The organism is Candidatus Nitrososphaera sp. 86-2 (assembly GCF_056726185.1).
The window spans coordinates 718,477-731,626 of the sequence record NZ_JBWZON010000001.1; the positions used below are offsets into that span (position 1 = coordinate 718,477).

Genomic DNA, 13,150 nt, shown 5'->3' on the forward strand with positions numbered 1-13,150 from the left:
GGCGCACGGTATCCGGACTGGATACCGTGTTTCGCAGAGGAAATCGCCGTCACGAGCCGATTGTCGACTGGAGAGTGTGGAAAAGCGGCTTCATGCGTTCCGGGGATCCGCGTATCTCCATCTTGGAGTTTGTTATTATGGAGATGGTCGCCTTGCGAAAGACCGTGCCCTTTTCGCTGTACTTGAACCCGTGTATGGCTTGCAGCCTTTCGCTTACCACGTCGTCGGACTTGAAAACGGCACCCCTTCTCGCATAGAGTATGAACCTCTTGTCGGTGATGATTATCCGGTATTTCTTCTCGCCGTACTCTACCTCGTCATCGCTGGCGAGCCGGACGTTTTCAGTCGGCAACAAATAATCGTTCAAAACCATGCGGCGTACCGGGCGTCTTGCATCCATATTAGGCAATGTCATTGAAGTTTGTCAAAATTGATAACAAGCGTCGATTTCAGCCGTCGAGGCGCCGCCTTATCTGGCTCATGATTATCTCGGCGCTTGGGCCAAACAGGTCAAAAAGCGCAGATTCTAAATCCTCAAGCCGCGGATTGTGTTCAAGATCGATTCCGTACCTCTCCTTCATATGGAACCTGAGCGCATCGTATGTGTTTTCGCCAAGTATGCTCATGGACTCCTTCAGGATGGCTGTCATTGCTTCGGGGTCTGGGGTCGTCATACGCTATCAAAGCTCTAGCCTTGCCTTCTGCAGAAAGGGCAAGATTTTGTCATCAATCACCGCGTCGTGGTCCGCTTTTGCGTCAAGCGAAATCATTAGAATCGCGTTTGGTCTGCCCACGGTCGGCGGCCGGAGAGGGACGGTTATCCGCTTTACCTTCTTGTACAGGGACAGGTTATAGGCGCACTCGCCAAGCTTGTCCTCAAGCGTGGTGCGCGTGCCGTTTCTGAGAACGGCTTGGAGCATGGACTTGGCAGTTTCTTCCGGGGAAAGCAGCGGCACAAGACCTTTCCTGTACACAAAATGCATGGACGCGCCCGTAGAGTCGGCCACTCCTGCAAACCTTATGGAATCATCGAGGGAAAGCACATCTGCACAAAATTGCTTTGCTTCTGCCAATGGCAGAAGGTATTTGCACTTGTTGATAAGATTATCCCTAAAAGTTGCAATTCTGACGGTCATGTTATGTAAAAATAGTCCTTGCCAAAAATGAGACAGCAACCGACATCTGGCGCAGGTACAGAAATTATATATCCTGACGATATAGAATTGTCAAATAACATCTGTACTCTAGCTTGAATTTTCAAGATAAACTCGTTCTCTATTATTTTTGCTCAAGACTTTAAAACCCCGGCCCCGAGACACTACTGATGTCAAGTCTAACAAACAAAACCGCATTCCTTCTTGGTCTGCTGGCTGTAGGATTCGCAGTTGCATCATCGGCAATAGCATTGCCTGCTGCATTTGCGTCCGGCTACGACGACGATGACGACCACAAATACTACAAGTACGACCACGACGACAACAGCTGCGACGATGAAGACGACAGCGATGACGACGACAACGGTGACCACTACTGGTCAAGCAGCTATGACAGCAACTGGTCAGACTACAAGAACACATCCTACAACGACGACGATGATGAAGATGACGACTGCGATGACGACAGCGATGACGACGACAACGGCCACGACGACTACTACTGGAGCAAGGACTACTAAAACAACCGCAACTATCGCAGATAGTCATACAACAATATGAGAAAGCATGGCCATGACGGCCTCTTTCTCCTTTTTTTCTCCTGCGTTTGGTTTCCGTCTTGAGGAGAAGCTGCTGCAGACACGGGCATGAAATTTCATAGATTGCCCCGCTATAGAATTGTCAAGGAATGCGTAGGTTAATACCTTAACCTGCCAAGATGATATTGTTATGAACAGATTTTGCTCAAGCCTTTAAAATCGTGTGGGTGCGACTGGTTTAATGTCAAATGCAACAGGAAACAGTAAGAAGGCGTTCATCTTTGGCCTGTTGGCTTGAGGTTTGCATAGCATCGTCGGCAATAGCACTGCCGGCTGCATCTGCGAGCTCTAGCTACGATGATGATGACGACTCCCATGAAAAAGATTCCGACAAACACCACGAATACACTGACGGGGACGTGCGCCAGTGGCTCGAAGATCACAAAGACGAATGTTCGGACAACCACATCTACCACTGGATAGCCAAGCACTATTACAAGTGGGAAGACACCGAGAAGGGTGACTGGATAGTCGAGCATTTCCAATGGGTGGTGGATCACGTGGACTGTTCCGGCGATGATGGCCACGACTACAAGTACTATGGCGACGACGACAAAAAGTACCACGAAGATTCGGACTACAAGTACTACGCCGGCGACAATGGTGATGACGACAACAGCAACGGCGACGAAAACAACAACCTGACGATTTCTCTTAGCCTCCCAGTAGTTCGACTTGCCTTGAACTGACAATGCAAAAGAGATACCCATTCAGACAACAACAGCAGAGTACGGCAAAGGATATGCGACAGCGCACACCTTTTTCTATCTTTTTTGGTATTTCAGACAATCCCAGTCTCTATAATACAGGCCGCGCCTCTATTTCCGTTCATTTTCTTTTAATTTTCAGAACGACCATGTCATTGCCGATGTTGATTTCAGGTTTTATCAGTGCAACTTCCTCGGCCACACGGCTGAACAGGCTGCTCAGGTAGTACGACCACTTGTATCCCATGCTGTGCTGGATTATGTAGATGTGAAAGCTGTCTTCTACCAAGTGGCGATAGCCAAAATCCGACGTCCTGACCCATCTTTCCATGAGCTCCAAGACCGATCTTTGCGTATGGTTTCTCACCATCAGCAAGAACACGTCCTTCATTTCTTCTGCAGAGATCTTGGCCAGCTCGTCTATCTCTTTCTCTGTCAGGTTGTCAAATATCCTTTTCACTAGGACACGGCGGACGGTTATGAATCCTGCCTTGCTTGCGTGCGCGTGCCATTCGACATGCGAAGCCACTATCTGGTTTGCCAAGGCGTTGATGGTTATATTCTTGTGGTCGGCTTCTTCCTTTAGCTCCTCCAGTATCGCCTTTGGGAACCTGAAAGTGATGCTCGCGCTACCAGAGTCCGCCATAAGTACTAACCGTGGAGGATTGACTTAAAGACTTGGAGCGCGGCGCAAGATTTGAAAGGTTGTTTTATCCGGATTTGGCGACGCCGAGGCCTTGCGGGTCCTGAAACCTAGAAGATGTGACGGTTGTAGGCTACTAGCATCTTGTTAGTACATGTTTGGGTGCAATGTACACACAGCGCTTATAGCTGACTGAAAATCCCATTTACTCTCGATGCTGTCTGATTCTCAACAAGACTCAGAATTCGCCCCTGTAAAGGAAAAAGGCCATGATACGTACGATTGTAACGGCAAAAAGGGGAAAGAAAGGTACAGGATCTGCGTGGTATGCCGCAACGCCATCAGCCGGAGATCCTTGAGCTTTGAACCGCGCCTCATCAACGACAAGGACTTTTACAGAGAATGCTGGGGCAGAAGAATAACAGGTTTAATCTATCTGAAAGACGCTCTTCTTCTGCTACTAGTTCAGGCAGCAGCGAAGGTGGGTTAGTTATATATGCAAAAAATAGCCTCGCAAAAGAATAAAGAAAAAGAAAGGGATCTCTTTTTTGCCCTCCGCGAATCCTGCTACTGGACCGCTTCCGTGCTTGGAATGTCAAAACCATGCCTCAATGCTTGCCCTTTATGCTGCAAAGACAATGTGGCATTAATCCCGCTCTGCTGCGACGAATCGTACCGGTATGCCCTGTCAGAGGCGCAGGGCTTGGAGCTTTATTTTTCAACCCGCCAGAGGAGTGCCACAGCTTGAAAAGGCTGGTGGTGCCGTGCGGCTGCGTGCTGACTTGGAATGAAAGAGCGCAAGAAGTCATCCTCTGCGAAATGCATGGCTTGCAATATGAAAAATGGCGCGGAAGCACCGAGAATTTCATCAAGATTATCGCCACGCCCCGGTTCAGGCTGGTTTCGCATATCGACAGCGCGATGCAGTGCTAGCAAAGCGCGCGCGGCTGCTATACATCATGACACAAGCCCAACAAACATGACAGGCGATCTCGCAGACAAGCTGGAAGACAGTTCAATATCTCGGCAGGAGATAATCTTGGAACTTGAAAGGCAGGGCATCGACACATCCTCACTTTGTGAACTGTCTCTGGATCAGCTAGAAGAGCTGCTAAAGGCCGTCGAGCGCCTCTCCTCCAACGTATCTTGCAAAAAGAGGCAAAGCGCCGGCGGCCATAGCGGTAAAAACTCAGTCATTTCCTCTCTGGACAAAAAGATCCTGCTTGCACTGCTGTCTTGCGAGGGCAGGATCTCCTCCATCGCGCTGTCGAAAGAGACCGGCGCGCCCCTTAGCACGGTGCAGAGGAGGCGCAAAAGACTTGAAACCGACTTGATCAAAGTGTCCTACCTTCTCAAGATGGAAACGCTTGGATGGCACGCCGCGATGGTCTTTATCAGCACGCAAGGCGGGACCTCAAACAAGGTCGGACAAGAGCTCTTGTCCTGGAAGAAATCCGTCATTTGCGTCAGCAGGGCCGCGGGAGAAGAAGCAACAGACATCGTGGCACAAGTAGTCTTTCATGGAAATGAGGATCTTTTGGATATAATCGGGCGCGTCAGGGCAACGAAAGGCGTCAGGAGGCTGTTCTGGATAGAGCTGGTCTCCGCACTCGGCAAGAACAGCCGGTACTTTGAATTCGTCATCGAACGGCTATAGCAGACAAAAACGTTAAAGTAAGTCCACCCTATGCGTTCCTTTTGTACAAAAAGTATTTTTTTAGATCAAGATTAATAGTCATCCGTACATTTACTTTTTACATGCGTGAGGTAGACAAGACGTTCCGCTTTCCCAAAGGCACCAAGACAAGCGTCTCTGAAATAACAGACGGCATCTACAGGATATCCGGGTTTGTAGAAGATTATGGAATCACGTTCAACCAGTTCCTGATAGACGACGAGAGGCCCACCCTGATACACACGGGCCCCGTCGGCATGTATGAAGCGGTTGCAGAGAGGGTGAAGGAGGTCGTCCCGCTTGAAAAGCTGGCGCACGTCGCGTTTCTGCATTTTGAAAGCGACGAATGGGGCGGGATGGAATTTCTGAAATCACCTGACGTGAAATTGTTGTGCAGCGACTTGAGCTCGAAATTGAACCTTACCGGCTGGGATGGAGTGCCAATACATCACATCGCGTTCTGGGACAACGATGTCCTGAAGACGGGGAGAAGGAGCCTGCGGTTCATCATGACGCCGCATGTCCACCACTGGGACAGCATGATGATTTTTGAAGACACTACCAAGTCGCTCTTTCCCTCCGACCTCTTTATCCAGCCGGGCGACAACAAACCCATCATATCTGACGATCTCTCGGAGGGGATGATAGCGCTATACAGGGGAACGGGCATCTTTGCAAGCGAGGCTCCCGTCCGAAATACTGTCAAGCGTCTGTTAAAGATGGAACCTCGGATGACTTTTCCGATGCACGGCTCTTGCATCGACCGCGGTTTGTTTACGCGGTACGCAGACGCGCTGATGCAAAATGAATTTGCGTATTCTGGCACGCTGCTGGGGCAAAAGCTGCAAATCGGCTGATATAGCGCTATCCGCGCCTGCACAGGATGTTCGTGCCTGCTCTTTCGGTTGCTATTCTCTCCAGTTCGGAAAACGACACCTGCCTCCGCATTGGTGGTATCTCTACCGAATAGCCAAGCGACTGCATAAAGTCGTAGACGTCGCGGGGCGCGGCTCCGTACTCGATTATGCTTGGCGGGTGGAACTCCATCAGGACGGTAGTGCCTCTTTCCAGCAGTTTCTCCATGCCCTTCAATGCGCCCAGCTCGGCGCCTTCTATGTCCATCTTGACAAAGTCTGCCTGCTGGACGAGGTCGTCGATTCTGACCGTTTGGACTTCGACCGTGCCTTCGTTGCACCAGTGCGACTGGTAAAGCCTGTGCATCCCCCTGTTCATGCCGCACAGGTGCAGAGTCGCCTTGTCACTTGCCTCCGCCACCGCCGAGTTGTAGAGCATGACGTTTTGTATGTTATTCAGCGCCATGTTCTTTTGCAGGATGTCAAAGTTTCTGGGCTCTGGCTCAAACGCGTGCACCTGACCTGCCTGCTTGGCCATTATGAGGGTGAAATAGCCGATGTTTGCCCCAATATCCAAGCATGTTTGGCCGCGCTTTACGAGCCTTTTGATGAGGCGAGTTTGTTCTGGCTCGTAGATGCCGCGTTGCGTCAGCTGCATAGAATCCCTGTCGTCAACGTACATCCAGCTTCCTTGGATGTCGTACTTGTCGCCGTCTCTAGCCGGGGGCTTGAATTTAGGTCCCTTTATCGACCTCAACACCCTTCCTGCCAGCGGCCTAAATTTTACAATGCCCCTTTCTCGGCTGGATGTTATTTAAGGACCGCTCTGTCTCGTTCTAGTAGCTTTGTCCTGCTTTAACCGGTACATGACAGGGCCATTGGCCGTACCGCCTGAGAAACCTCCTACGCGAGGATATATTGCAGAAAAGCAACTAGGAGGTGGGCATATGTCGGCAGATAATAATAACGCTATTCTCGTAAAGGGGCTGAAAAAGTCCTTCAAAAAGCTCACGGTGCTTGACGGCATTGACCTCTGCGTCAAGCGGGGCACCGTCCTGGCGCTGCTTGGGCCAAACGGCGCCGGAAAAACCACTACCGTCAGGATACTCAGTACATTGCTCTTGCCCGACGGCGGCCAGGCGCTTATCAACGGCTTTGACGTGGTAAAGGATGCAGACAAGGTACACAGCCTCATCGGCCTGACGGGTCAGTACGCGGCCGTAGACGAGTATCTGACAGGCAAGGAAAACCTGCACATGATGGGCCGGCTCTACCGACTCAGCCACCAAGACATCAAGCAGCGCTCGCAGGAGTTGCTAGAGCTGTTCGACTTGGTAGACGCTTCCGACCGCGCGGTCAAGACCTATTCTGGCGGCATGCGCCGCCGACTGGACCTCGCAGTCAGCCTCATAGCGTCTCCGCCGGTCATCTTTCTCGACGAGCCGACCACAGGCCTTGATCCAAGGAGCAGACTGATAATGTGGGACATTATCGAGCAGCTGGTAGCCTCCGGCACGACAATACTCCTCACCACACAGGACATGGACGAGGCCGACCGGCTGGCCGACAGGATTATAGTCATCGATGGGGGCAAGATAATCGCGGAGGGCACCTCTGACGAGCTGAAGCAGCGCGTTGGCTCGGAGCAGCTGGAAATAACGATCGCCGGGACGAGCAGCTTTGACGCTGCCACAAAGGTTTTTGATGATGACGGCGACGGTGGCGACGGCCTTCACGTGGACAGCAAAAGACGGACCCTCCGTCTGGCAACCAAGGGCGGAGTGCACCATCTGAAGCAGGTCCTCAGCCGCCTGGACGAAGCAGGCGTCGACGTCGAAAACGTGTCGTTCCACCGACCGACGCTTGATGATGTCTTTCTAACGCTCACCGGGCACACTACTGGGCAGCAGCCAGATAATGGAGAGGCGGAAAGCAAGGAGAGGTAGTAGTCAGGAAATGACCAAACCTTTCACCACTGACATCCGGCCGGAGAAGCGCTCCAAGATCTTTTGGACTCTCAGCGACTCGTGGGTGATGGCCAAGCGCAGCGTCAAGCATATCACCCGAAACCTCGACCAGCTCTTGTCGGTCGCGCTCTTTCCAATCATGTTCTTCCTACTGTTCAGTTTTGTCTTTGGAGGCGCAATAGACACCGGCGGCATGAGCTACGTGAACTTTCTTGTGGCAGGCATCATGGTGCAAATGCTGGCCTTTGGATCAAACTATACTACCCTGAATCTGGCAATCGACCTGCAGCGGGGCATCGTCGATAGGTTCCGCTCCCTTCCAATGGCAAGCTCTGCCCTTCTGGCCGGCCACGTCGGGGCAGACCTGTTGCGCAATACGATCTCGGCCCTCATAGTGCTTGGCGTCAGCTTTATCCTCGGCTTTCAGCCGGCCGCTGGCCCGATAGAATGGCTCTTGGTGTTTGGCCTCGTGCTCGTCTTTTCGCTTGCTTTTTCATGGCTATCTGCCATCATGGGGCTCCTTGTCAAGAGCATGGAGGCGGCGCAGTGGACGGGCTTTATCATCATCTTTCCATTGACATTTGTCAGCAGCGCGTTCGTGCCGACTGATACCATGCCGGGAGCCCTGCGGTTTTTTGCCGAAAACCAGCCGCTCACACATGTCATTGGGGCAATGCGCGCCTGGCTTCTCGGCACGCCCGTCGGAGATTCAGGCTGGCTGGCGTTTGCCTGGTGCATCGGCATCATAGTAGTCGCCACGCCGGTAGCAGCCTGGCTCTTTCGGCGCAAAGCTTCGCGTTAACTTTTGACATACCTGCGAATCTTTCTTGCTGAATAGACACAAAATTCATATATTCCCATACAGGAATATGCCTATTGAGGAATATTCAGATCATGAAAGCGACGCTTACTGCGCTGGCCGAACCAAACCGCCTGCATATCGTTGAACTCTTGCGCGATGGGCCCCGCCCAGTGGGGGAAATTGTTGATGAGCTCCAACTTCGACAGCCCCAGGTCTCAAAGCACTTGCGCGTGCTCAGCAACGCCGGGCTAGTCGAGGTGCATCCTGCCGCCCAGCAGCGGATTTACAAGCTGCGGCCACAACCCCTCCAGGAAATAGACATCTGGTTGGAACCGTACCGCCGCTTTTGGAACGAGAGCTTTGACCGCCTAGCCGACTACCTAGAAGGGTTGCAAAAGGAGGAGGAGAAGAAAAATGAACAAAAGGACTAGCAACGACGCGACAGGCGCTCCATACCGCGAAATTGCCGCAACGCGCATTTTTGACGCGCCGCGCGAGCTCGTGTTCAAGATGTGGACTGACCCGAAACACATTGCGCAGTGGTGGGGCCCAAGAGGTTTTACGACCATTACTCACGAGATGAACTTTAAACCTGGGGGCGTCTGGCGCTTTGTCATGCACGGCCCGGACGGCACAGACTATCAGAACAAGATAATCTATGAAGAGATGACGGAACCAGAACGCCTGGTCTACTCACATGTTTCGGGCCCTCAATTCCACGTGACTGTGAACTTTGAAGAGCAGAACAGCGGCAAGACCAAACTCACGATGCGGATGCTCTTCGAGTCGGCCGCAGAACGCAGCAGGGTGGCAAAGGAGTACGGGGCAGTCGAAGGGCTGGGCCAGACACTGGACCGCCTCGGGGAACAGCTGGCGACTTTTGTCGGGCAAGAGTTCGTCTTTACACGCGTCTTTGACGCGCCACGCGAGCTTGTATGGAAGGCTTTTGTCGAGTCTGAGCGCCTGATGCACTGGTGGGGGCCAAAAGGCTTCAAGATGCACTTTGCCAAGTTAGACCTCCGTCCAGGCGGCGTCTTTCATTACGGTATGCAATCTCCTGATGGGAAGGACATGTGGGGCAAGTTCGTCTATCGCGATATTGTTGCGCCTGAGCGGCTCGTCTTTGTCCTTTCCTTTTCTGACCCGCAGGGCAGTACGGTCCAAGCCCCGTTTGAGTTGGATTGGCCGCTGGAAATCTTGAATGTACTGACGTTTTCCGAGCAGGGCGGCAGGACGACGGTCACGCTGCGCGGGAACCCAATCAACGCGACAGAAGCGCAACGCAAGACCTTTGAAGCAGAGTTCAAAGGGATGCAACAGGGCTTTACTGGAACATTTGACCAGCTTGACGAATACTTGGCGACGCTTTAGAAAAGTGGCACAGGCAAAAGGACAGAAGAAGGAGGGCCGACATGAGAAAAATAGTTTTACAGACGATGGTGTCGCTTGATGGCTTTTTTTGAGAGGCCTAACAAAGAGCGTGTACTATGAAAATGAGCAGGCAAAACAGCCAAATTTGCCAGATTATTAAGCACCCTCGCCGAGAAGCACCTCAACCCGGCGAGGGTGAACAATACATTCGACGCTCAAGCGCGTTAGGGCGCGCGCTTGAATAATATGCAGATTTTTGCCATAACAATTAACCGGTCAAAAATTGACAACGCAAAGAGACTTTTTGTCAGCGAAAACCCCTACCTGAAGCGTGCGCAATGTGGTAGGGGCAGAGTTTCGGCGTTTTGGTTGGCTTGTCAGGCGTGCGCCGGTCTAAACGCGCAGCCTGACAGATAAGCTACACTGGCATAGTAGAAATGAGTTTATCAAAGAGCAAACAAGCGAGCTTGTAATATATTGAAAATGGCCCTCGCCCGGGCGATCATTTCACAACCGCTACATGAGGGCAGGCGAGGGCGCTATGACAGCTTCGTATTGGGTACGAGCGAGACTTGGTAGCAGCAGCTCTGCCGTGGTGGGGGAAGTCACGGCAGGGCGCTTGATTAGACGCTCGCAGGTGTGTCTACAACGAGGCCTGAAGGCAAGGCGCAATTGTGTACCTGACAGTAATGCTATGTCAGAGTTATAGAAATGGCTTTTGCGCATATTTTCTATGGCCAAACTGCATCTTTCGCAGCGCGCACGGTTACTAAATGCATTTCATTGCGCATTATCGGTTTTTAGCCGCCATAGTTGACCTGCTCAAAATCAACGACCAAAATTGCACCTCAGCTCCGTTGCTCTACGAAAATCTTTTTGTCGGGTATGACATTTTGGCGCTTATGGCATAACTCTTTGACAATAACATGACACTTTGCAATGAAGAGACCTAATAACGATGATTCTAGGCATCAACTGTTCTTCACACGGCAATACACAACGAATCATCATGAGGTAGGCATTAATACTTGTGACACTGATTTACTCTAGCGCGAGTCGGCACTAACGTATCGTCGGTATTGGCTAGTGGGGGTATGTGTCAAGGCTTGCTCGGGTGTGACAACTGCTGGCTCGCGCAGTTATTAATTTCGATTAATAGCCAAGACAAAATTTTGGTCGGTCACTACCCATTGCGAGATTAGACGCCGGGCAGTGACCGACCTGGATTTGTTATTGGGGGTACTTGCTCAGGCACGGTTGCTTTCATGCCAGATGAAGTTATAGTAATGAAATTGAGTAATTATTATTTTCTACATCACATTATGCAAATATCTCGTACAATTTACCATAGCTAAGTACAAACTGATTAGTTCTTCGCTACATGTGGCTACTAAAAACATGCCGCCATGTAGTAAATTTGTGATTCGACAAATAACGTTTATGGTTTATTATCAAACCACTTTAACCATCCAACAATGGCCTAAATTTTCTTAAATGTGATTTTGTCGTTTTGACGTTGCATGTGCGTCATTTGTCTGGCAGTTTCAGCCTGCCGAATGACGTTATGACATCTTTTCAGAGAATCCGTAACCAAAAAAGCACTTGGCGAGGCACTGCAGGTAGTGCGGCCGACCGTATACAAATCGAGCAAGAACGTATACGAGATCGTGCATGAAAGTATGCAAATAAGAGCGGGCCCAAGGGACTGCATCATTAAAAAATTGGGGTTCGGCTCCCAATGAGCATATCGACAAGCAATAAAAATAGAATCTTCCCTTTTCACGCTCGGGCTTCTGCTGCTTTTTTGGGCGGGAAAAGACGGCATTCTCGCCATGCTGAGGTTAATGACAGATGACGGAAGTAATGATACAAATTGATCTTCATTTGCAGCGGGAAAAAGTTCCATACCTGCAGGAATACAATCTGGCTCAAGCCTCGCTGGTGCAGGTGTCATCGCAAAGAGTGATGATGACGTAGGATTCATGCCGAGAGTGTCACCAATAGTGGAATATATGCAACTAGCACTAACGGATATGCTGCACTCCTAGACGGAGATGTAAGAATAACTGGTTGTCTCAAAAAGGCAGAGGCTCATTTAAAATAGATCACCTGCCTGACCCCGCAAATAGGTACACTTGTGCCACTCGTTTGTAGAATCATCAGGTATGAAGAATGGGTATGATGGGGTAGTAGCATTAGATAACAAAGGTGAAGCAGAAATAAAGCTTCCCGATTGGTTTAGTGCGCTCAATAAAGATTTCGCTATCAGCTTACTGCTATTGGAGCTACTGGGTCAAATCTGTTTATTGCGGAGGAACGTGTTTTGTGATCTGAGTATTCATTACAGAGCCAAACGTGCCGTCACGATCATGTGATAATCCAGGCACTATGTCAAGTGAAGTTTTGAATCCGGCGCCGGTATAATGATCATATCCTGCTTTTACACTGTATTTTCCGTCTCCGGTATACGAACGATCCTTGCTTCCAACATTCCAGTTCATGTGCACTGATGATTTAAACGATGATGTATAAGCCCCTTCTGGCATTTTTGGCGAACCGCCATACGATATCGCAACGATTACGCCAGACGTCATTGTGCGCTGGGCAGCACCCGAAGGTACCCACCATTCGGTAGCAAGCTGTGCACCAGATGAATATCCACCGAAGGCAACACGACTTTTATCAATCCGGTACTCTGACTGGATCTTTCTTACCAGACTCTCGGCCCATCTTGCATAGCCAGGTGGATCGCCCATATACCAGCAAGAACCATCTCCGTCGGCACAGCTCTTGTTTGGTGATAGGGGTGTGAGCAATACCATATTGTGTCTCTTTGCTATGCTGATAAGCCCACCATCACCGCCCAATAAGTATGAGCTTGTAGGATGCTTTAGGCCATACTCGCCTGATCCGTCTGCATATATTAGAAGGCCAACTGACTTTGTGCGATCAAGTCCGTCTGCATAGAGAAGGTATGTTGAGGTGTATCCGTTTGCGCTAAAAGATAACTGTCGCTGGTTTACATTCATAAAAGCATAATATGCTACAAACAACGAGAATAAAAGTGCAATAACTGTGGGTGTGATTACTAGAAAGAGGATAGCAGACGTGATTATAACCACCATGAGCCTTTGTTCCTGCAAATGTCCAATTCCATCTTCTTGAACATTCCCTCTAACATCATAGCCACATCTGATGTTTAAAATTTTCCGCTCGATACAAGTCTCTGTTTTAGTTCTCATGAAATGTCAAAAATCTGATATACTGGGTTGTTTTGTTTTGTGTACGAGATTTTCTCATCTCGGTATCAGAAATCTCAACATTTTCAAACCCCGCATAAGAGTTGTATCAGCTTCAGTTAAGACCATCTACAAAATT

General features: G+C 50.2%; 17 protein-coding genes. 10 read left to right on the top strand and 7 right to left on the bottom strand.

What is annotated here, in order from left to right:
• Positions 1-49: 49 nt before the first annotated feature.
• The 3 genes from ACYOR7_RS04320 to ACYOR7_RS04330 form a co-directional block, all read right to left on the bottom strand.
• The gene (locus ACYOR7_RS04320; protein ID WP_479913212.1) at positions 50-352 is read right to left on the bottom strand and encodes a hypothetical protein; all 303 of its coding nucleotides are present in this window, start codon (positions 350-352) and stop codon (positions 50-52) included.
• Positions 353-449: 97 nt separating this feature from the next.
• A complete protein-coding gene (locus ACYOR7_RS04325; RefSeq protein ID WP_294807840.1) occupies positions 450-674 on the bottom strand; it encodes an alpha-amylase family protein in 225 nt (74 codons plus the stop codon).
• 6 nt (positions 675-680) lie between these two features.
• Entirely contained in the window at positions 681-1,073 is a 393-nt protein-coding gene (locus ACYOR7_RS04330) for a hypothetical protein (protein WP_479913213.1), read from the bottom strand.
• Between the two features lie 251 nt (positions 1,074-1,324).
• On the opposite strand from ACYOR7_RS04330, the gene ACYOR7_RS04335 reads away from it, so the two are divergent.
• A complete protein-coding gene (locus ACYOR7_RS04335; RefSeq protein ID WP_479913214.1) occupies positions 1,325-1,675 on the top strand; it encodes a hypothetical protein in 351 nt (116 codons plus the stop codon).
• Positions 1,676-1,974: 299 nt separating this feature from the next.
• A complete protein-coding gene (locus tag ACYOR7_RS04340) occupies positions 1,975-2,442 on the top strand; it encodes a hypothetical protein (protein WP_479913215.1) in 468 nt (155 codons plus the stop codon).
• 139 nt (positions 2,443-2,581) lie between these two features.
• Here ACYOR7_RS04340 and ACYOR7_RS04345 read toward each other — a convergent pair whose 3' ends face one another.
• Positions 2,582-3,106, bottom strand: a complete 525-nt coding sequence (locus tag ACYOR7_RS04345; protein ID WP_479913216.1) for a hypothetical protein — start codon at positions 3,104-3,106, stop codon at positions 2,582-2,584.
• 211 nt (positions 3,107-3,317) lie between these two features.
• On the opposite strand from ACYOR7_RS04345, the gene ACYOR7_RS04350 reads away from it, so the two are divergent.
• From ACYOR7_RS04350 to ACYOR7_RS04365, 4 genes are all read left to right on the top strand, one after another.
• Positions 3,318-3,593, top strand: a complete 276-nt coding sequence (locus ACYOR7_RS04350) for a hypothetical protein (protein ID WP_479913217.1) — start codon at positions 3,318-3,320, stop codon at positions 3,591-3,593.
• 254 nt (positions 3,594-3,847) lie between these two features.
• Entirely contained in the window at positions 3,848-4,036 is a 189-nt protein-coding gene (locus ACYOR7_RS04355; protein WP_479913218.1) for a hypothetical protein, read from the top strand.
• Positions 4,037-4,082: 46 nt separating this feature from the next.
• Positions 4,083-4,760 carry an Lrp/AsnC family transcriptional regulator gene (locus tag ACYOR7_RS04360; protein ID WP_479913219.1) on the top strand — a complete coding sequence of 226 codons (678 nt, stop codon included), beginning with the start codon at positions 4,083-4,085 and terminating at the stop codon, positions 4,758-4,760.
• 101 nt (positions 4,761-4,861) lie between these two features.
• Positions 4,862-5,635: an oxygen-binding di-iron domain-containing protein gene (locus ACYOR7_RS04365; RefSeq protein ID WP_479913220.1), complete on the top strand. Its 774-nt coding sequence runs from the start codon at positions 4,862-4,864 to the stop codon at positions 5,633-5,635.
• A gap of 7 nt (positions 5,636-5,642) precedes the next feature.
• Here ACYOR7_RS04365 and ACYOR7_RS04370 read toward each other — a convergent pair whose 3' ends face one another.
• Complete coding sequence (locus ACYOR7_RS04370) at positions 5,643-6,389, bottom strand: FkbM family methyltransferase (RefSeq protein ID WP_479913221.1); 747 nt, start codon at positions 6,387-6,389, stop codon at positions 5,643-5,645.
• Between the two features lie 190 nt (positions 6,390-6,579).
• Between ACYOR7_RS04370 and ACYOR7_RS04375 the strand changes: the two genes are divergently transcribed.
• From ACYOR7_RS04375 to ACYOR7_RS04390, 4 genes are all read left to right on the top strand, one after another.
• The gene (locus ACYOR7_RS04375) at positions 6,580-7,578 is read left to right on the top strand and encodes an ATP-binding cassette domain-containing protein (protein WP_479913222.1); all 999 of its coding nucleotides are present in this window, start codon (positions 6,580-6,582) and stop codon (positions 7,576-7,578) included.
• The gene (locus tag ACYOR7_RS04380; RefSeq protein ID WP_479913223.1) at positions 7,550-8,401 is read left to right on the top strand and encodes an ABC transporter permease; all 852 of its coding nucleotides are present in this window, start codon (positions 7,550-7,552) and stop codon (positions 8,399-8,401) included. Before ACYOR7_RS04375 ends, ACYOR7_RS04380 begins: the two co-directional genes overlap by 29 nt.
• A gap of 92 nt (positions 8,402-8,493) precedes the next feature.
• A complete protein-coding gene (locus ACYOR7_RS04385; RefSeq protein ID WP_479913224.1) occupies positions 8,494-8,832 on the top strand; it encodes an ArsR/SmtB family transcription factor in 339 nt (112 codons plus the stop codon).
• On the top strand, positions 8,816-9,772 hold the full coding sequence (locus ACYOR7_RS04390) for an SRPBCC family protein (RefSeq protein WP_479913225.1): 957 nt from the start codon (positions 8,816-8,818) through the stop codon (positions 9,770-9,772). Before ACYOR7_RS04385 ends, ACYOR7_RS04390 begins: the two co-directional genes overlap by 17 nt.
• A 1,480-nt stretch (positions 9,773-11,252) precedes the next feature.
• On the opposite strand, the gene ACYOR7_RS04395 is transcribed toward ACYOR7_RS04390, so the two are convergent.
• The gene (locus tag ACYOR7_RS04395; protein WP_479913226.1) at positions 11,253-11,756 is read right to left on the bottom strand and encodes a hypothetical protein; all 504 of its coding nucleotides are present in this window, start codon (positions 11,754-11,756) and stop codon (positions 11,253-11,255) included.
• 319 nt (positions 11,757-12,075) lie between these two features.
• Positions 12,076-13,014 carry a hypothetical protein gene (locus ACYOR7_RS04400; protein WP_479913227.1) on the bottom strand — a complete coding sequence of 313 codons (939 nt, stop codon included), beginning with the start codon at positions 13,012-13,014 and terminating at the stop codon, positions 12,076-12,078.
• Between the last annotated feature and the right edge of the window lie 136 nt (positions 13,015-13,150).

Coding starts and splice junctions, on each gene's coding strand:
- ACYOR7_RS04325 (WP_294807840.1), bottom strand. CDS start 674: ATGACGACCCCAGACCCCGAAGCAATGACAGCCATCCTGAAGGAGTCC.
- ACYOR7_RS04335 (WP_479913214.1), top strand. CDS start 1,325: ATGTCAAGTCTAACAAACAAAACCGCATTCCTTCTTGGTCTGCTGGCT.
- ACYOR7_RS04345 (WP_479913216.1), bottom strand. CDS start 3,106: ATGGCGGACTCTGGTAGCGCGAGCATCACTTTCAGGTTCCCAAAGGCG.
- ACYOR7_RS04350 (WP_479913217.1), top strand. CDS start 3,318: ATGCTGTCTGATTCTCAACAAGACTCAGAATTCGCCCCTGTAAAGGAA.
- ACYOR7_RS04360 (WP_479913219.1), top strand. CDS start 4,083: ATGACAGGCGATCTCGCAGACAAGCTGGAAGACAGTTCAATATCTCGG.
- ACYOR7_RS04365 (WP_479913220.1), top strand. CDS start 4,862: ATGCGTGAGGTAGACAAGACGTTCCGCTTTCCCAAAGGCACCAAGACA.
- ACYOR7_RS04375 (WP_479913222.1), top strand. CDS start 6,580: ATGTCGGCAGATAATAATAACGCTATTCTCGTAAAGGGGCTGAAAAAG.
- ACYOR7_RS04380 (WP_479913223.1), top strand. CDS start 7,550: ATGGAGAGGCGGAAAGCAAGGAGAGGTAGTAGTCAGGAAATGACCAAA.
- ACYOR7_RS04385 (WP_479913224.1), top strand. CDS start 8,494: ATGAAAGCGACGCTTACTGCGCTGGCCGAACCAAACCGCCTGCATATC.
- ACYOR7_RS04390 (WP_479913225.1), top strand. CDS start 8,816: ATGAACAAAAGGACTAGCAACGACGCGACAGGCGCTCCATACCGCGAA.
- ACYOR7_RS04395 (WP_479913226.1), bottom strand. CDS start 11,756: ATGAATCCTACGTCATCATCACTCTTTGCGATGACACCTGCACCAGCG.
- ACYOR7_RS04400 (WP_479913227.1), bottom strand. CDS start 13,014: ATGAGAACTAAAACAGAGACTTGTATCGAGCGGAAAATTTTAAACATC.